General features: G+C 39.1%; 23 protein-coding genes, 1 tRNA gene and 1 pseudogene (1 of these 25 cut by a window edge). All 25 read right to left on the bottom strand.

What is annotated here, in order from left to right; all coding sequences use genetic code 11:
• Nucleotides 1–33: 33 nt before the first annotated feature.
• Entirely contained in the window at nt 34–393 is a 360-nt protein-coding gene (locus HHK02_RS13095) for an NAD(P)H-binding protein (RefSeq protein WP_414601688.1), read from the bottom strand.
• Nucleotides 394–849 (bottom strand): Rrf2 family transcriptional regulator, encoded by a 456-nt coding sequence (locus tag HHK02_RS03805; RefSeq protein WP_085680138.1) that lies wholly within the window; start codon nt 847–849, stop codon nt 394–396.
• Nucleotides 850–1,749, bottom strand: coding sequence for a glycine betaine ABC transporter substrate-binding protein (locus HHK02_RS03800; protein WP_152715585.1), 900 nt, complete (start codon nt 1,747–1,749; stop codon nt 850–852).
• On the bottom strand, nt 1,750–2,400 hold the full coding sequence (locus HHK02_RS03795) for an ABC transporter permease (RefSeq protein WP_181462779.1): 651 nt from the start codon (nt 2,398–2,400) through the stop codon (nt 1,750–1,752). It lies immediately after the preceding gene.
• Entirely contained in the window at nt 2,401–3,171 is a 771-nt protein-coding gene (locus tag HHK02_RS03790) for an ABC transporter ATP-binding protein (RefSeq protein WP_181462778.1), read from the bottom strand. It abuts the gene before it with no gap.
• Complete coding sequence (locus tag HHK02_RS03785; protein ID WP_181462777.1) at nt 3,172–3,810, bottom strand: ABC transporter permease; 639 nt, start codon at nt 3,808–3,810, stop codon at nt 3,172–3,174.
• Entirely contained in the window at nt 3,811–4,239 is a 429-nt protein-coding gene (gene msrB / locus HHK02_RS03780) for a peptide-methionine (R)-S-oxide reductase MsrB (protein ID WP_003665495.1), read from the bottom strand.
• Complete coding sequence (locus HHK02_RS03775) at nt 4,240–5,415, bottom strand: RNA-guided endonuclease TnpB family protein (RefSeq protein ID WP_098035224.1); 1,176 nt, start codon at nt 5,413–5,415, stop codon at nt 4,240–4,242.
• A gap of 3 nt (nt 5,416–5,418) precedes the next feature.
• Nucleotides 5,419–5,814: pseudogene (gene tnpA, locus HHK02_RS03770) on the bottom strand (IS200/IS605 family transposase); the annotation flags it as partial.
• 9 nt (nt 5,815–5,823) lie between these two features.
• A complete protein-coding gene (locus HHK02_RS13090) occupies nt 5,824–6,171 on the bottom strand; it encodes a voltage-gated chloride channel family protein (protein ID WP_225364347.1) in 348 nt (115 codons plus the stop codon).
• A complete protein-coding gene (locus HHK02_RS13085) occupies nt 6,172–6,282 on the bottom strand; it encodes a hypothetical protein (RefSeq protein ID WP_231124914.1) in 111 nt (36 codons plus the stop codon).
• 60 nt (nt 6,283–6,342) lie between these two features.
• Nucleotides 6,343–6,702, bottom strand: a complete 360-nt coding sequence (locus HHK02_RS13080) for a voltage-gated chloride channel family protein (protein WP_225358425.1) — start codon at nt 6,700–6,702, stop codon at nt 6,343–6,345.
• A gap of 120 nt (nt 6,703–6,822) precedes the next feature.
• Nucleotides 6,823–7,968 (bottom strand): ArgE/DapE family deacylase, encoded by a 1,146-nt coding sequence (locus HHK02_RS03760; protein ID WP_085719501.1) that lies wholly within the window; start codon nt 7,966–7,968, stop codon nt 6,823–6,825.
• Nucleotides 7,969–8,658 (bottom strand): methionine ABC transporter permease, encoded by a 690-nt coding sequence (locus HHK02_RS03755; protein WP_003665503.1) that lies wholly within the window; start codon nt 8,656–8,658, stop codon nt 7,969–7,971. It lies immediately after the preceding gene.
• Complete coding sequence (locus tag HHK02_RS03750) at nt 8,659–9,723, bottom strand: methionine ABC transporter ATP-binding protein (RefSeq protein WP_003671341.1); 1,065 nt, start codon at nt 9,721–9,723, stop codon at nt 8,659–8,661.
• The gene (locus HHK02_RS03745) at nt 9,724–10,575 is read right to left on the bottom strand and encodes a MetQ/NlpA family ABC transporter substrate-binding protein (RefSeq protein WP_003671339.1); all 852 of its coding nucleotides are present in this window, start codon (nt 10,573–10,575) and stop codon (nt 9,724–9,726) included. It lies immediately after the preceding gene.
• Nucleotides 10,576–11,508 (bottom strand): L-lactate dehydrogenase, encoded by a 933-nt coding sequence (locus tag HHK02_RS03740; RefSeq protein WP_152738322.1) that lies wholly within the window; start codon nt 11,506–11,508, stop codon nt 10,576–10,578.
• A complete protein-coding gene (locus tag HHK02_RS03735) occupies nt 11,509–12,705 on the bottom strand; it encodes an MFS transporter (protein WP_078009264.1) in 1,197 nt (398 codons plus the stop codon).
• The gene (locus HHK02_RS03730; protein WP_181462776.1) at nt 12,706–12,984 is read right to left on the bottom strand and encodes an FMN-binding protein; all 279 of its coding nucleotides are present in this window, start codon (nt 12,982–12,984) and stop codon (nt 12,706–12,708) included.
• Nucleotides 12,985–13,626: an endonuclease III gene (nth, locus tag HHK02_RS03725; protein ID WP_139561145.1), complete on the bottom strand. Its 642-nt coding sequence runs from the start codon at nt 13,624–13,626 to the stop codon at nt 12,985–12,987.
• Complete coding sequence (locus HHK02_RS03720) at nt 13,627–15,099, bottom strand: APC family permease (protein WP_152719702.1); 1,473 nt, start codon at nt 15,097–15,099, stop codon at nt 13,627–13,629.
• A complete protein-coding gene (locus HHK02_RS03715) occupies nt 15,100–16,461 on the bottom strand; it encodes an aspartate aminotransferase family protein (RefSeq protein WP_180338676.1) in 1,362 nt (453 codons plus the stop codon).
• Nucleotides 16,462–16,535 (bottom strand) — tRNA-Thr (locus HHK02_RS03710).
• Nucleotides 16,536–17,705 carry a cation:proton antiporter gene (locus HHK02_RS03705; protein ID WP_078009261.1) on the bottom strand — a complete coding sequence of 390 codons (1,170 nt, stop codon included), beginning with the start codon at nt 17,703–17,705 and terminating at the stop codon, nt 16,536–16,538.
• A protein-coding gene (gene helD, locus HHK02_RS03700) for an RNA polymerase recycling motor HelD (protein ID WP_152719693.1) crosses the window boundary here: on the bottom strand, nt 17,706–19,168 show its 3' portion. The gene runs 856 nt beyond the window's last position; the window shows 1,463 of its 2,319 coding nt (coding positions 857–2,319); the start codon falls outside the window, past its right edge — the gene reads right to left on this strand; the stop codon is at nt 17,706–17,708.

Here is a 19,168-nt window from a genome sequence, read left to right as displayed (position 1 = left end):
GGTAAGGAGATAATTTTGTCCCTTATCTCGCAACTACATTGGCGATGGCTTCAGCGCTATCTTGGCGGAAATAAAACTAACATCGACTAAATTATGAACATCTGCCTTAAACATTGAAGTTAGTGAATTCTCGAATTCGTCAATTCGATCCTTAACTAAGTAGGTAATACTTGGAATATAGATAACAATATCAATTCCGTTAAAGGCCGCTGTCATCTTAGCGACGTCATAGTAGTCAATTGCCGCAATTTCGTATCCGGCATCTTTGAATTGGGAAGCTTTTGCGGGATTGTGAACGCCAACGCGGATATTATCTGGAGATATAAGCTTGCTTAATTGCTTAACAACGTGTTGACCAAGGTGCCCGGTTGCCCCAGTAACCATATATTTCATTTAATTCCTTCTTTCTTTTTCAGCATCTTTTAGTGCTTGCTTAACGCGAATAGTGTCGATGACATCCTGTAAACTAATTCTTGCAAGTTTAGCTTTTGCTGCTGTTTCTGCTTGCTGGTAAAAGCCATCAAGCGTCTCTTGAATATTCCCGCCAACGATGCATTGTGGATTTGTTCGTTCATCAATCGTAAATAGATGAGCATCTCCTTCGATCGCAAGAAAAACATCATAAAGTGAGATGTTTTCAGGAGATTTTGCAAGTGCTGGATCTGCTGCACCATGAACGGTATTGATTAATCCGGCTTTGTTGAGCGCACTCATCAAACGTCGGACGACAACTGGTGAAGTTTCAATGCTGCTAGCAATATTATTACTTGTTAATGGAATAATTCCTTGATAAATATTAATGAAAGCAAGAATGTGGATGCTATCACTAAAACGGGTTGAAATTTTCATTTATTTTATATTTTGATTATACCAATTTTTAGCAACAGTCTTATAATTTTGCCCGTCGACATTAACTTTCTTGTTTAGATCTGTTAATTGCTTAGTTGTTAACTTTGCATCAACTTTATTTAAGGCTTGCTCCATTTTGGGATGACTTTTGGCAGCTTTTTTATTTACTACTGGAACTAAATTATATGGTGGCCAAATATTCTTATTGTCCTTTAGTAACGTAAACTTGCCAGTTGCTAATTGACCATCAGTTGTTGAAACCGGAGCTGCTTGTGCTTTCCCTTGTTCCATAATCTTATAGAGTAAATTTACGTCATAATCCTTAATTGACTTAAAATCAAATTTACCATAAACCTTATTCATTTCCGGAAGGGCATCAGCACGTTTTTCGAACTCACCCTGTGAAGCAAAGTTAATCTTCTTTGCATTCTTTTGCAGTTCACTTAAATTGGTAATGTGGTACTTCTTTGCGTCCTTAGTTGGCATTGCAACACCTTGGCGATTATCACCTGGGGCGTATTTAAATGTCGTTAAGCCGTCTTTTTGAATACCATCGTGTGCTAATTTAGCCATTTGACTAGCACTCTTGCCGGTCCCCTTCTTTTTAAGGTACGCCTCTACAATTGTGCCCGTATAATCAGGATAAACATCAACTTCGCCTTTTTGTGTTGCACTAAAAATCACATTATTTGAAATGTTGGGTTTCCGAGTAACCTTATAACCCTCATGCTCAAGTGCAAGCGCGTAAATTTCACTGACAGTCTTACTTTCTGAAACATTTTTTGAACCCACAATAATTGGTTTATTGCTGGCAGCACTTGCTACTGCCGGCGTAATAGTCCCTGCTAGTAAGCCAGCAATGCTTAATAATGAAAGAGCAACGATTTTCTTAAATCTCATTCAAATTGAATAATTGGTTCTGTCATGCTTTTGTACCTTTCTAATTAAAAAATCAAAGCTAATCATTGCCAACAAGGATAAAATAGCAACGCTTACTGCGCCAATCACTACATAACTCATATCGTATAAGCCTAAGCCAGTAAATATTAGGGTCCCCAATCCACCAGCACCAATATAAGTAGCTAAGGTTGCACTAGCAATGATCTCAACCAATGCTAGTTTTATTCCGTTTAAAATATAGGGCAACGCCAGGGGAATTTCTATTTGCCGACGTAATCGGCGCTGATCCATCCCTAGGGCTATCCCAACTTCCTTATATAGTGGACTCACTTCATTAAAACCGAGAATTGTATTGATTAGCAACGGCGGAAGCGCTAAAACAATTAAAGCAGTTAACGCAGGGACAACCCCCGTTCCAATAAATGGAATTAATAGAAACAGCAATGCCAAACTAGGAATGATTCGTAACAATTGCGCAAACATCACACAAAATTGAGCAACTGGTTTTATTCGCGAACCAATATATCCTAATGGCAATGCAATGATCATTGAAATCACTAGCGTTACAACAGTCAGAATTATATGCTGACCAACATATTGCCAATATTGGCCGCTATTTGTTTGAAAATACTGAATTATTTGCCCTAGCAATCAATCATATTGTTGCCTCCACAAATCTTGATTTTGGCGAATCGTCCCTAAAAGCTGCTCAACAAATTCCGTTGCTGGATGGCGAACAATTTCTTCTGGCGTAGCAAATTGAACGATGCGTCCTTCATGCATAATCATCACTCGTTGACCTAAAAATAAGGCTTCATTAATATCATGGGTTACAAACATAAAAGTCTTTTCTGCCAACGATTCATGAATCTTTTTTACTTCTCGTTGCAATTCCATTCTTGTTAAGGCATCCAGCGCGCCAAAGGGTTCATCAAATAATACATACGGTGGATTAGTCGCTAAAGCTCTTGCCACTCCTACGCGTTGTTGTTGCCCACCAGATAATTGTTGAGGATAGCGGTTCATATATTCAGCGGGATTTAGTTGAACAAGACTTAGTAATTCTTTAACACGATTATTAATCTCTTCCTTATCCCAATGCAGCATTTTGGGCACAACTGCAATATTTTGTCCAATCGTCATATGAGGAAATAACCCGATCTGTTGGACAACATATCCCATGTGCCGGCGCAATTTTACTAGATCGAGTTCTCGAAGCTTTTGTCCATCAACTAAGATTTCACCAGCACTTGGCGCTATCAACCCATTAATCATTTTCAAGGTAGTAGTTTTTCCCGAACCAGATGAGCCAAGAATCGTTATAAATTCGCCCTTGTTGACTGTAAAATTGAGATCAGGAATCACTGTTTGATCGTTAAAACGCTTCTCAACATGCTCAAATTGAATAATTGGTTCTGTCATTCAGTTATTTAATACTCCTTTCCACCGATGCAACAATATCCACGAGATCAATTGAACGATTCCTGCACAAATTAATGTCAAAGCCATTGTTAAGACTGTTCCCCACAAAATCGGCACGACCTGTTGCCCCTGCAGTCCTTCAAACAATAATTGACCCAGACCACCGGCATTAATCGTTGCCGCAATAGTTGCCATTGCCATTGTCGAAGCTAGGGCCACTTGGATTCCACTAAAAATTGCCGGTAATGCTAGCGGCAATTGAATTTGGCGAAAAACCTGTCGAGATGTCATCCCCATCCCCACACCAACTTCGATTAATTGTGGATCAACGCCACGGATTCCCGTAATAAAGGAACGTAATAAAACATATTCAGAGTAGATCGTTAAAACAATAATTGCAGTCTTCATTCCTAATCCAGAAATCGGTAAGAGTAAGGCAAAAAAGGCAAAACTTGGAATTGAATATAAGAGTGAAAAGAAATAGATCAAACTATTAAGCCATTTTTCACGCCGTAAGAATAATAAGATTATTACAACCGCAATCACTAAGGCAATTGCTAATGAAGAAAGAACCATCGTTGCATGTTGCTGGACATCACCAAGCATTATCGGCCAATTCTCATTCCAATACTCAATCATCTATTTATCAAACAAACTTAGATATTCTCCATAGCCTTTTTCTTGCAATTTATCAACTGGGATAAACTGCAAAGCGGCTGAATTAATGCAGTAGCGCAATCCTCCGCGATCAGTTGGACCATCAGTAAAGACATGCCCGAGATGCGAATCAGCTTCCTTACTTCTTACCTCGGTTCGTTCCATCCCAAATGATTGATCGCGCTTTTCTGTAAGAACACGCTTCTTAATCGGTTTAGTAAATGCTGGCCAACCACATCCTGCATCGTATTTATCTAATGATGAGAATAATGGTTCCCCACTAACAACGTCAACATAAATACCCGGTTCATCAAATCGATCATATTTACCACTATATGGTTTTTCCGTAACCCCCATTTGAGTCACAGCATATTGCATTGGCGTTAATTTCTTTAATTCATTTTTATCCATTTATTGAATCGCCAAACCTTTTTGAAGAATGACTTGAGCCGCATTAATGTCGCGGTCAAGATGTTTGCCACAATTTGGGCAGTCCCATTCCCTAATTCCTAGCCATTCAGCCTTACTTAGTCCCAACCGATGGTTGCTTTCACCACAATTTGCACAGATTTGACTAGTATAGGATGGATTGATCTGAATGAGTTTTTTTCCATACCATTCACACTTATATTGCAATATATCTACTAATTTTGACCAACTAGCGTTAGCGATCGCCCTAGCTAAATGGTGATTCTTCATCATGCCCTTAGTATTAAGTCTTTCCAACACAATGATGTCATACTTTTTAACTAATATAGTAGTGAATTTTTGTAGCTGATCCAACCGTTGGTTGGCAATCTTTTGCCGATATTTAGCTACCATGATCCGTGCCTTTTGGTAGTTTTTGAAATCATCGAGTTGGCATGGCTTTAACACCTTATTGTGATGATCCCAAGCGATAGCTTGTTGAGCAATTAAGTAACGTCGACTGCGTAGTTTTTCCCAATGGTGCAACTTCTTGCTGTATTTAGATTCAAAATGATTCAACGGTTCTTTATAGCCGTCAGAGAGATTCAGTAATGACTTAAGTCCTAAATCGCCACCAATATATTTGCCTGTTTTAGGGAGAGTTTGGTTTTCGCTCTCCACTAAAACGGTAATGTAATATTGACCAGCAACATTTAGTCGAACAGTGACGTTCTTAATTTTGCCTAACGGCAAACGTCCAGCTCTAAAATACACCACACCAAGTTTTGGCAACTTAATATGATGCCTATCTAGAATTCTAATGTTGCCATTAACGTACTTTGAATTGTAGCTTTGCGAATATTTTCTTGATTTAAACCGAGGGAACTTATTTTGACCTTTAAAAAAGCGTTGAAAAGCATCGGCTAAATTGCGATTAGCACTTTGCAAAGCAGTTGATTCTGCTTGCTTAAGCCAAGGATATTCAACTTTAAGTTGTTTCAAGAGATTGTTCATACCAAAGGCATTAACAAATTTAGCCTCTGGATTATTTTTACGCCGTTCAATTTGCATATTAAGCATTTGATTCCACACAAAACGAACACAACCGAAGGTTTGCCAAAGTTGGTCTCGTTGTGCAGAGTTTGGATATATACGCATTTTAACGGCTTTTAGAACCATTATTTTCTCCCCTTGACTTTCAATATATCGTTTTACAACTTCTAACAGTGCTCCACCAGTACTAATTAAACAATAGCTTTGTGTCCAAAAGGCGGATTTCCAAAGATACTGCTTGATTTCTGGGAATTGTTTTTTGACTATTCTAGAGCTGGATGATTTGTAAGCATTTAAGAATTTAGCCATCTCCGTGTGAGGAGTTGCTCTAAACAAAACATGTACATGATCTTGATCATGATTCCATTTTTGTAAATTAATTCCATAGGATTGACCTACAATCACAAAACGATGTTTAAGATATTCAGATATTTCATCGTTAATTACTCTTCTACGATACTTAACCACCATTACCAAATGGTAATTCAGCAAGTATACTGAACGTTGATTACGATCCAATTTAATTACTACCACTCAATTTTCTTCTAACATTGCATCATAAAGTGAAGGGCGACCACCTAATAAACGATTAACATAATAGGCGACTAAAGTAATTAATGTCATTGGCAAAATTTGTTCAACTGAACCAACCATTTCAGTTACTAATAAAATTGCGACCATTGCTTTCCAATTCGTTGAAAGTGACATATTAGTGACATATTTAATAAAATCTTGACTACCACCAAGAATATAAGGGTTCCATAATCCAACAGGAATAACTAATAATAGTGGAATAATGTTATGAAATTCTTTTGGAATAAATGTGATTTTGCTGTACCACCAAGTTAGGTTTAGTGCTGCAAATTGAAAACGGTATGCCAATTAGTACCAAAGAATAAAAAAAGTGATAAATGCAGAAACGATTGAAGAAGTTAAAGCAGGAATCCAAATTCGAGAATTAAAATTATGGATCATTTCTTCTAATAAAAACATTGTTCCTGCTAAAGGTGCACTAAAAGCCGCAGATAATCCGGCCGCAACGCCATACTCCATCTATAATACTGGCCACCAATGAATACGATGCTTTCCTAACAAAACAGCTTTTAATTGGGTAACGCCAGAACGAACAACATCTGTTTCATAAGGCTTAACGATTTTTCCGATTAACCATGCAACGATAAATGTTCCTAATATATATGGAATTAATAGCCAAGGATGTTTACCCATAAAAGGATAAATAATTGTCAGTAAAGTAAGGGTCCGGTCGATAATCCAGCGAAAAACCCCGATCACCAGACCAGTTACTATCCCAATAGCAATACTAACGCCAAGGTAACGAGAAACAATGAAGGTGAATGGTTTTCCTAAAATGTCCCGTGCCCGTTTGTGATATAAAGTATTTTCGCCTTTCATTTAATTTAATCTGTGTTGGTGTTTACCACCCACAAATAAACTTATAATTGAAGCTACTAAAATTGCGGAAAAACTTACAACAGCGATTACGTTACTTAATAATGACATCATGGTAAACACCTACTCTTTAAAAAAGTCACGAATAATTTGTTTATAAGCTTTAATTGTAGCAACGTAACTCGAAATAGTTGTATATTCATCAGTTTGATGAGCAACGTTCCAATCGTCACATCCTAAAATTACAACTGGAAGGTCGGGACGATTTAATGTAAATACACTTGCGTCAGTTGCACCATTGATAATATCAAGCTTGATGTCATTTGGATAGTTTCGCTGGGCAGCATTGAGGGCAATTTGGACAAAATCGTTATTAGGTTCTGTCGCAATTGGATAAAAATCTTGAATAATTTTTAGCTCTAGTTGGAAAGGAGTTGTGTGGTTAATATATTCAAGCGCATCATTTAATCGATCTGCGACTTTAACATTATTAAATGATGCCGTAGGGCGGATATTTCCTTGCAAACTAGCACTGTCGGGGATGGTATTAACTTGAGATCCACCATCGATAACTGTAATACTATGTTGGACTTTTCCAAGGTATTGATCATCTTTGGTGTTATCAAAAAGGTGTTTTTCTTCTTCGATAAACTTTAACAGCCCTTCAATTGCATTAATACCATTTTGCGGGTGAGAACTATGACAAGATTTTCCATAACTGGTAACGCGGTAATTCATACTCCCCGAGTGAGCAAAAATAACATTTCCACCGGTTGGTTCGCCGACTACTAATGCGTCAAGGTCATCGGCAACTCCTTGCTTTTGTAAACGATAAGCTCCAGGAGTACCAAGTTCTTCTCCGGCGGTAGCAATAAATCTAACAGTTCCTGATGGCAGTTGCCCAGCTTCTTTTAATTCGATTAATACAATAGCCTGGGCAGCCAGACCGCTCTTCATGTCAGCAGCTCCACGACCAAAAATATAATCACCACTAATTTCACCGCCAAAGGGATCATGTTGCCAGCGGTCTGGATTAGGTACTGCCACAGTGTCTTGGTGTCCAGTGAGCCCAAGGATTTTTTTACTTTCCCCAGTCCCAATTTCCGCAATCAAGTTTGCACGGCGATCACCAAATTCATCAACTTTTGAATCGATTCCGTGATTTGCTAAAAGTTTTTGTAAGTAGCGTGCTACTTCAACTTCATTTCCATTAACAGAATGGATTTTTATTAAATCCTGCAGTACTTTGACTTTTTCACTGACTTCCATTTAGCGATCTTGGTGGTTAAGCTTCTTGGCTAAAATATCGCCAACTACTTGAATGATTAAAACAAATAAAAGAACAAGAATCGTGGCGACAAGGGTTACGTCGTTGTTAAAACGGTCGTAACCGTATGAAATAGCGGTATTACCTAAACCACCAGCACCAATTGCACCAGCCATTGCAGTAAGGCTAACTAAACTGATTAGTGTAACGGTGGAGACACGGACAAGTTCAGAACGAGCTTCGCGGAGGTAAACGTCAATAATGATATCCCAGTTAGTAGCCCCAATAGCTTGGGCAGCTTCAATTTTACCGTGGTCAACACTTTCAAGCGCAACTTGAACTTGACGAGCATAGAAAGCAAATACACCTAATGAAAGCGGCACTAATGCGGCGGTTGTTCCAATCTGTGTTCCAACAATCAATTGGGTGAAGGGGGCAATGAAGGCCAACAAAATGATAAATGGAATTGCCCGGAAAACAGATACGACTTTATCAACGATACTAAAAACAATTCGATTTTCTAAAATTCCACCGGGCTCAGTAACCACAAGCGCAACTCCGAAGATTAATCCTAAAATTCCACCGAAAATAGCAGGCCAGAAAGTCATGTAGATAGTTTGGACGATTGAAGTACCCCAACCATTGTCACCACCCCAGCCAAGTTGAATTACATTTGGTATAAGATTATTCATTTATTCATTCCAAATCCTCCGATCATCAATCTTTGTGACAGTAACATCATTTTCTTTTAAGAAATCAATAGCTTGTTGACGCTTATCAGCATCGCCCTTGATAACTACAAACAGGGTACCGACTGGTGAACCAGCCAAGACTTCAATGTTTCCATAAAGCATACTTGCTTCAACTTGCAGCTTCTTATATAACCCGATAATGATTGATTTAGTCACGTTATTTGCATCGTAGACTAATTGCAGCAACTCTTCATCATCATCAAGGTGACCAAGATCAAATGCTTTAAGGGTATCGACTGCGGCTAAGGATCCTCCCACAAATTGCCGGGTTAAGTCTTGTTGTGGTTGGAGGAACACTTTCTGTAAGGTACCACGCTCAATGATTTGTCCATATTCCATGACAGCAATCTTATTCGCTACCCGTTTAACAGCGTCCATTTCATGGGTAATAAGGACAATCGTTAAATCCAATTTATCATTGAGCCGTTTAAGAAGATCCAAAATCTGGTTTGTATTTTGGGGATCGAGGGCAGAAGTAGCTTCGTCAGAGATTAAAATTTCAGGATCGTTAGCTAATGCCCGGGCAATGGAAACTCGTTGTTGTTCACCACCGGATAATTGAACAGGGTAGAATTCAGCTTTATCCTTTAAGCCAACTAAGTCTAAAAGTTCAAGTGCCTTCTTCTCTTTTGCGTCATCGTCTAAATCAGTATGTTTAAGAGCGAAAAGAACATTTTCAATTACTGAAGTTTCATTTAGTAAATTGAAGTGTTGAAAAATCATGCCAATTTTTCGCCGCTTTTCTTGTAATTCTTTATTGCTAATTTGCTGTTGGTGGTCTTTGAAAAAGACAGTACCATTAACTGTTACTGATCCAGCAGAGGGAAGTTGGAGGAGGTTAATGGTTCGAACTAATGTTGATTTACCAGCTCCAGAATAACCAACAATCCCATAAATATCGCCTTTTTCTACTTTTAAAGTAACATCCTTAACGGCGTGAACAACCTGTTTTCGTTGCTTAAAAGTTACGCTAATGTTATCTAAGTCAATGATCGGGTTCGCCATTTATTTATTGAAGTTGAGGTCCCAAGCAGGAATTTCTGCGGTTCCGTATAGTTTCTTAATTTCTCGTTTTGTTTTTTCGGTTTGGTAAGCACGTACAACATCTTTGTAAATCTTGTTGTTCTTTTCGCTGTCTTTAACAGCAATGATGTTGACCCATTGTTTTGAATCCTTGTTAACTGGTTCAACGAAAATTGCACTCTTGTAATTAAGACCAGCAGCTTGTGCATAGTTAGTATTAACAACTGCAGCATCAACGTTATCTAACGACCGTGCTGTTTGATCAGCGGCTAATTCTTTAATCTTAAGATCGCGTGGGTTCTTAGAAATTGAACTTACGGTTGCGAGCTTTGTGCCCTTCTTTAGGTCAATCAAACCAGCATTCTTTAATGCGAATAATGCCCGTGATTCGTTTGAAGCATCATTTGGTACTGCGATCGTTCCACCATTAGGAATTTCCTTTACACTCTTGTATTGCTTGGAGTATAACCGGATTGGAGTAATAAATGTATCGCCTAAAGAAACAAGATCAGTTTTATGGGCTTTATTCCAAGTTTGTAAGAATAACTTGTGTTGGAAGGCGTTTAAGTCAACATCGCCATTTTCCAAAGCCTTGTTTGGTTGGTTGTAATCAGTGAATCGTTTGAATTTTAAAGTAACATTGTACTTATCTTTAGCGGTTTTGCTTACTGAATTCCAAATTTCATCATCTTGTTTTGAACCAGCCATAATCCCGACAGTAACAGTCCGTTTTGCTTGTTGTTGCGGACGGATAAAACTAAAGTATCCGGCAATAACAACGATAAGTGCAACTACTGACCAAATAATGATATTTCTTCTTTTCTTTCTCTTCATTTAATCTTTTGCTTGCAAACTTTCTTGATATTTTTCCTTAATGAAATCGGCTGATGTTTGTAGCTTTTGCAGTTCTTCTTCTGTCAAGTCAAGTTGTGCTTGCTCTACAACTCCATCACGACCAACAACCGCTGGGTAAGACAAGTAGACTCCGTATTCTTCACGGAAGTTCGATACCGGTAATTCAGTTAATGAATCGGATAAAATTGCATTGACAAGCTTAACAGCTGCCGTTGCAACCCCATAATTAGTATACTTTTTCCCTTGAAAGACAGTCCAGCCACCCATCTTAGCTTCCTTATCAAGCTCTTCTAAGTCTAATCCACGCTTATCTGCTAATTCAGTTAAAGGACGGCCAAGAACGCGAACAGTGGACCATGCTGTAAATTGTGAATTACCATGCTCTCCAAGATTATAACCATCTACAGAACGCGGATCTAAATTAAGCCGTTCAGCTACTGCTCGCTTCATTCGTGCAGAGTCAAGCAGGGTCCCTGTTCCTAATACATGGTTCTTCGGAAGACCAGTTATTTTTTGGTAGAGCGAGGTAATAACATCAACCGGGTTAGTAATAGCCACAATCTTACCGTTAAAGCCACTTTCCTTAATCCTTTGTGCAACCTCTTTTACTTCTTGGCGGGTAAATGGAAGTTCCGCAAAACGATCAGCATTAGGATTATCTTGAAGTTTGATATTTCCTAACGCGGATACAATTACATCCGCATCCTTCAACGCACTATAATCATTAACAGTAATATTGGTATGGAAAGGCAAATTAGCCATCGCATCTGCAAAATCAAGTGCATCTGCCTTAACCTTTGCTTCGTTTTTGTCGATCAGAACTAGGTCATCTGCAAAACCCATTGCCACAATATAGTGGGCAACTGTTGACCCCACATTACCCATTCCGATAACTCCAACTTTTCGTGTCATTTAATCGTTAGCAGCTGCTTTTCTTTCCCGTCCTAAAACAAGTGTTATTACCCAGGAAATAATTAGGAATATCGATACGAACCAATATGGGTATTGATAATTGACATCTAATAAATAGCCACTAATAAGAGGCCCAATAACATTTCCCACACTCGTTAATGACATATTTACCCCGTTTAATAATCCTTGGTTTGTCTTGCTCATCTTAGTTAATAATGTAGTAATTGTTGGGCGTAACATATCGAATGCTTCAAAAACAAACAAGGTTGCAATAATGATATGCCAATGATTGTGATCATAAATTACCATGATCGTTCCAACTAAACTAAGGAAAAAGCTATATCGCATTAGGCGAACTTCTCCCAGCCAGCGAACTAGCCGATCAAAGAAAAAGACTTGCAAAATAAGCGAAATAATCCCATTGAGAGTTAAAACAAGCGCAATTGCGTTTAAGTCAAAATTATGAACTTCATTGACATACAAACTATAAATACTTTCAAAACCTGCTAACCCAAATGAAGCTACAAAGATCATTCCAAAGAGCGTGATTAGTATTGGGGTCATAATTTGTTTCAACTGATTCCAACCACCAGTCAATAGTTCATTTTCAGGATTTTTAGTTTCACTCTTAAATAGTTCATCCTCATCATGAGGTAAAAAGCGCCAAGCAACAACCGTACTAATCAAGCCTAGAATACCAGCAACCCAAAATGGGAATTTATAGTTTACATGCGCTAACATCCCACCAAGACCTGGTCCTAAAATTAATCCCCCACTAAAAGCTGCTGACAACCACCCAATAACTTTGGCGCGGTCTTTTTCACTAGTAATGTCTGCCGCTAATGCCATTGATGTTGGCACAAACATAGCTGCTGATAATCCATCTACCGCCCGCGATAAGTCAAATAACCATAAATGCTGTGCTAAGGCAAAAACAAATTCAGCAATCGCAAATATTAGCAATCCCCATACTAACATTGGTTTTCGTCCAACTTTGTCTGAAATCCGACCAACAATGGGTGAAGCAATAAATTGCACAAACGCAAATAGGGAAGACATCACTCCCATGTCAAAGGCAGTAAAGTGGTATTCATTTTTAATGAATGGTTCAACTGGGAAGATAAGACTCATTCCGAGACAAATCAAAAACTCACAAAAAAGAACTACAAAGATTATACGCTTTACTTCTTTTGTCATTTAATTTTGTTGTGCCTGTTGCAATGCATCCTTGGTTGCTTCTTTAATCGCACGACTTGTTGCACTGGCTCCAGTAATACCATCAACGTCTGCACTATTAGCTGCAATAATTTTGCCGGGAAGTTCATCTAAAGCCCATTTGCCCATTTCAGATTCGTGGTGTTTGATTACTTGTAAATCTTGAATCTTGTCATCTTGGTAGGTTAATAAGACTTTTAATTCACCACCATAAGCACTAAAGCCATTTCCAATATATTGGGTTCTTTCTATTTCTCTCATTTAAATTACATTATTTTGTCCTGTTACGCAGAGTGATAATAGCGGGCAAGTCTGACATTTAGGATTTCTTGCCGTACAGACATACCTACCCCAAAAAATCATACTATGATGAGCATCTAACCAGTGTTCAGGGGGAATAGTTTTCATTAATTTCTTTTCAATTGCAAGAACGGATGCTTTGGGCTCAACTATTCTGAGACGGCGGGCAACCCGACTAACATGGGTATCAACTGGAAAAGCAGGAATATTAAAGCATTCTGCGAGGACCACATCAGCAACTTTCCTTCCGACTCCAGATAAGGTCATTAATTCTTTGAGGGTGTGGGGAACCTCCCCGTTAAAGTCAGTAACAATTTGTTGAGAAGTTTTGACTAAGAATTTAGCTTTATTTCGATAAAGCCCTAATCTTTTGATATAAGGCTCAACTTCTGCGGGTTCAATCCCTGCTAAATCTGCTGGCAACGGAAAACGAGCGAATAGTGCTGGCGTTACTTCATTGACAGATTGATCTGTTGACTGTGCACTCAAGATTGTAGCCAAAAGAAAGTGGTAGTTTGTGTCAGCAATCAAAGTTGTTCCTGCTTCGGGAAATGTTTGCCGCATGACCTTGATTGAGTAACGAATTTCATCTGGTGATAACATCTATTTGTTTTCTCCTGCTTCAGTTTCGTTTTTAACATTTTGTTCATCTTCTTTCTTTGCCATTGACGAGTGACGCATTCCATAAGCAAAGTAAATAATTAAGCCAAAGACAAACCAGATACCAGCGTAAAGTTTTGCCTGGTAATCTAATCCCATAAACACAAGTAATGAAGCAAGAAAACCAAGAGCTGGTAATACTGGATAGAATGGCATCTTAAATGAAGGATTTGGAATATCTTTTCCTTCACGACGACGTAATGCATAAATACCAAGTGAAACAAACATAAAGGCGATCAACGTACCAGCTGAGACCAATTGGGAAAGAAAGGCGAATGGGAAGAAAGCACCGATCAAAACAACACCAATTGTAAGTGTCCAAAGTGCACGGTTTGGTCGATTATGTTTATCAAGTTTTCCAAGCCATTTTGGCAGCATTCCATCACGACCAAATGAGTAAATCAACCGCGAACTAGCCATACTCATTCCAATCAAGGCGGTAAACATTCCTAGAACAGCAATTGTTTGAACAACAGTTGCTACACCACTATGATGAGCTGCACGTAATGCAAGCCCAACTGGTTCAGCACTGTTAGCGTATTGTTGATATGGTAATACCCCAATCAGTACAAGACTAACTGCTATAAAAAGAACAACCGCGATTACTAAGGAACCAAGGATTCCACGTGGCATCGTTTTTTGTGGATTGATTGCTTCCGCTGAATTAGCAGCAATTGAGTCAAATCCGATATAGGAAAGGAAAATCATCGATACCCCGGCATATATACCTTGCCAACCACCAAATGCACCATTAGCTGTTTCATGGTATTGTGGAATAAATGGCATAAAATTGCTTGCTTTTATAGCGGTTAAACCAACAACAATAAAAAGTAAAATTGCAAAAACTTTAAGAATAACAAGAAGATTTTCAACACGAGCAGCTTGTGATACCCCGCGTGAAATTAAGAGGGCTACTAAAATAATTACAACAACTGAAACAATATCAACAACTCCGCCTTCTGTACCAAAAGCATTTGATAATGAAGCAGGCAGCTTCCAGCCAAGCGGAACAAATAATGCCCGGAAGTTAGCAGAGAGACCAGATCCAACAAAGGCCAAAGCAATAAAGTATTCAGCTAATAGTGCCCAACCAGCGACCCAACCAAAAAATTCTCCAAACACGACGTTAATCCATGAATAGGCTGAACCAGCAAACGGCATTGCAGCAGCCATTTCTGCATAGGCGAAGGCAACTAACCCGGCCACGATCGCAGCAATTAAAAAAGAGATAACTACTGAAGGTCCAGTATGCATTGCGGCCACTTCACCAGGAAGAGTGAAAATGGAAGTGGACACAATCGTTCCAACACCTAAAGCTAAAAAGTCCCGCACCTTCAAAGATCGAACTAAATGACCGTCTTTATTATCATAAACACGCGGGTCTTCTTTACGTGTAATTGTTTTCCAAAAACTCATTTACCAACCTAACTCTTCTGCATTTGCGGGAGCTGCTAATTTACCAGCGGCTAATTCCGCGAATGCTTGATCAATCATCGCAAAAGCTTGATCTAATTCTTTTTCTGTAATAACTAATGGTGGTTGGAAACGAAGTATACTCCCCCGTAAACTAATGATAATTGCTCCTAATTCAAAGATGCGGTACATTAGCTTGGTTGTTGCTTCTGTATCACCTTTTCCCGTAACTGGATCAATGATATCAATACCACCATCAAGTCCATACATTCGAACATCACCCACAAAAGGATATTTTTGCTGTTCAAGCTTAAAAAATTCAGCTGCTTTTTTGCCAAGGCGTTGTGAACGTTCTAAAAGATGCTCATTTTGAATAACATCTAAGGTCGCGTTCGCTGCTGCAGCCGTAATTGGGTTACCAGCTGTAGTGTAAACATTGGCTGGCGCACCTAATGATTCCAGAATCTCCTTACGACCAATCATTGCACTAAGCGGCATTCCCGAAGCTAAGGACTTACCAACAGACATTAAATCTGGTTCAATCCCAAAATGCTGGATCGACCACCATTTACCAGTCCGTCCCATCCCTTGATTAACTTCATCAATGGCAAAGAGAATTCCATTAGCTTTAGCAAATTCGTATACCTTTTGCATATAAGCAGGAGGAGTCTTAACAATTCCCCCATCACCTTGAATTGGTTCAATAAGAATTGCAGCAACTTCATCAACTGGCAAATAAGTTTCAAAAGGCAGCATAAATTGATGAAACATCCGCTCAACAAACGCTTCGTCACTTTCATTAGTTAATCGTTCCCAGGGACTAGGGAATGGTACTTTTACTACGCCTGGTAGCATTGGGCCCATTTTTCGCGTCATATTTAATGAAACACCTGACAAGCTCATTGAACCGTAAGTTGAACCATGATAGGCCCCCGTAAAGGAAATAATATATTGGCGTCCAGTATATGCTCGCGCAAATTTAATAATTGCGTCATTAGCATCCGAACCAGAATTACCCCATACCATTTCAACTGGCCCGCTTATCGGCGCTAATTCTGCTAATCGAGGTGCCAACCGCGCTGCTTGTGAATTAGCAAAGTACGCTGGAGTATACTGAATCATTTTAGCTGCTTGTTCTTGAATAGCTTGCACTACTCGCGGATGCGCATGACCAGTATTAGTCGAACTAGCACTGGCAAGCAAATCGATATAATCATTTCCTTCAATATCAGTAACCATTGCCCCCCGTCCATGATCTAATACAATATCGTAGTACTTAATCCGGGCAGCAGTTGCAAATGCATTTTTTTCTTCTAATAAAACATCTCTATTTGTTTTCTCCTGCTTCAGTTTCGTTTTTAACATAGCCATCTAGCGGGTTCGAACCGCCGACCTCATCCTTACCATGGATGTGCTCTACCTAGCTGAGCTAAGATGGCTTACTCAAGTTCGTTGGCTGATCGTTTCAATGCATTCTTTAAAATAAATGGCGCTAATACAGTTGCGATAATAATCACGGTAATTACATCTGAATAATACATTGGCGAAAGAAGATGTGCTTCATAACCAATCTGGGCTGTAATTAATCCCATTTCACCACGGGCAACCATCCCACTACCGACAATATAAGAACTGGGCATGCTAAAGCCAGATAGCTTAGCACCCGCTCCACATCCAAGCAGTTTTGTTAAGCATGCAAGGATTGTCATTACAATAACAAAGACAAACGATTCACCAATATTATCAAAGCGCATGTTCAAGCCTACACTGACAAAGAATAGCGGAATAAACATTGCATATCCAATTGGAATAAAACTCCGGTCAACAACTTCTTTATGCTTGGTGTTAGCCACAGCAATTCCGGCGAAGAAGGAGCCAACAGCCCCACTCAAGCCAACATAATCAGCAATTGCGGCCATGCCTAAACAGATAATCATCGCCATTACCGACGTTGAAGCAACTGTTAATAGGCGATCACTCATATGAATCAGGTAAGGTGCTAACCAACGAATTAATAGGTAAGTTCCACCAAAGAACACTAACTGCATCAAGAGGACAATTCCTAAAGGCTGACCATTGCCGTGGCCACTATTGCTGCTTCCATTGATTACACTAATCATCACACTTAACAAGATAACACCAATAATATCATCGGCAACCGCTGCTCCAAGCACTGTTGCCCCCTCTCGGCTATCTAGGCGATTAAATTCACGCAATACTGCAACTGAAATACTAACAGATGTTGTCGCAAAAATAACCCCGATAAAAAGTGATTCAAGCTTAGTAAAGCCAAACATATAACTTACTGGTCCCATAATTACAATGGGAACAATTACCCCCAAAAGCGCCACAACAACAGCGGGCTTCAAGTATTTTCTTAGTAAGGATAGGTCGCTTTCCAATCCTGCGATGAACATCAAGATAATAACCCCAATTTCCTGAAATTCATTCATCATTGAATTTAGATGAACCCAATCTAAAACAGCGGGTCCTGCAATGATTCCAACTAGGATTTGTCCAATCACTTCTGGAATCTCAACGCGACGACATAAGTGTGCTACGATCTGGGTTGCAAGCAATAACCCCGCCAACACTGCAATAAATTCCATTTAATTTTTATTTGGCAATTGATATTCAATCGTTAAAAGACGCCCAGCTTTCTCGTTAATTGCGTCGCTAACTGAACCGTTGCTTAAAAGAACCAGTTCATGCATTGCCCGTGATGCCATTGTATAGATCATACCGACTTCATCAGTATTAGCTAGGTTTTTAGCAGAGACATCCGCAGCAAGGACAGCATCGAATTCGAGTCCTTTTGCTAAGTAAATTGGGAGAATTAAGATCCCCTTTGGCAATTCACTTGCATCCTTATCTAAGAGATGAATATTTTCAACCTTTTGCCGGCGAAGTAATTGATAAATAACAGCGGCTTGCTCTTGATTCTTGGTTAAGATCGCTACAGTTTCATGTTTGTTAGCTAGTTTAAGTGTCTCATCTAACAAGCTTTGCTGACTCTCTTTATCAGAATAACGAACTAACAAGCGTGGTTTCTTTCCATGGCGAGTGAAAGAAATTATCTTATCTCCATCCGGCAACAAGGCCTTCGCAAAATTAGTAATCTCCGTCGTGGAACGATAACTTCGCCGTAAAGCAATTAAATTAGGCCGCTTAGCCTTTAATACCCCACTAAGTTTGTTTAATAACTCTTCCGGTAACTGCAATGGCTTAAAAAGAGCCTGTTCACTATCACCGAGGACCGTAAACTTAGCTTGGGGAAAGGCGTGTTTTAAGTAGATTAACATCGCTGTTGAATAATCTTGCATCTCATCAATAAATACATATTGAAAAGAACGATTTTGTCCTGTACCGGAAATCAAATCACGCAGATACATCAAAGGTGCCGCATGCATTAATTCCAGCCGATGGTATTCAATCTCATCTTGAAAAGCAAGAATCATTGTTGCCCATTCCCGCTGACTAATTGTCTTAGGTACCTCAACTTGATGCAAAAACTTATTATATTGATTATAAAAATCGAGAAAGTAATTATTATAGATCGCATCTGCAATCACACGTAAGCGTCGTTTAGCTAAACGCCGCGAAAGGTAAACATATTGCTCATCTTCATCCTTAAAGTCATCAATTGACTTCTTACCACAAAGATTGTGCAATTGTTGTAAATCAAGTGAATCCAGTTCTTTAGCTACCCAATCTTTTTTAGCTTCATCTTTAACTCGCCGCTGTAATTCACGAATTAACTTATTTTTCAATTGAACTAACTTATCAGCAGGAGCCATCGTCAATGGTAATTCTTTATAAAGATCTTTGACGTGGTCAGCTGAAAAGAAAACTTGACCATTAAAACGAATATCAGCAAACTGCAAATCCTCAATTGTCATTTTCTCGACATAATGTGCAATTGACGTCATAAAAGATTCACTTTCAATAAAGTCAGCAACAACATGAGAAGCATTTTCAGGTTTTTGCCGTTCTTCATAGCGATCAAATAATGTTTCTACTTGCAAGCCTTCAAAACGCCGCCGGATAAACCCTTCTAATGTTACTTGCCGCA

Source organism: Limosilactobacillus reuteri, assembly GCF_013694365.1.
GTDB classification, from domain to species: Bacteria; Bacillota; Bacilli; order Lactobacillales; family Lactobacillaceae; genus Limosilactobacillus; species Limosilactobacillus reuteri_E.
Note: the sequence above shows the minus strand (reverse complement) of the source record. Positions and strands in the feature narration are given on the sequence as shown.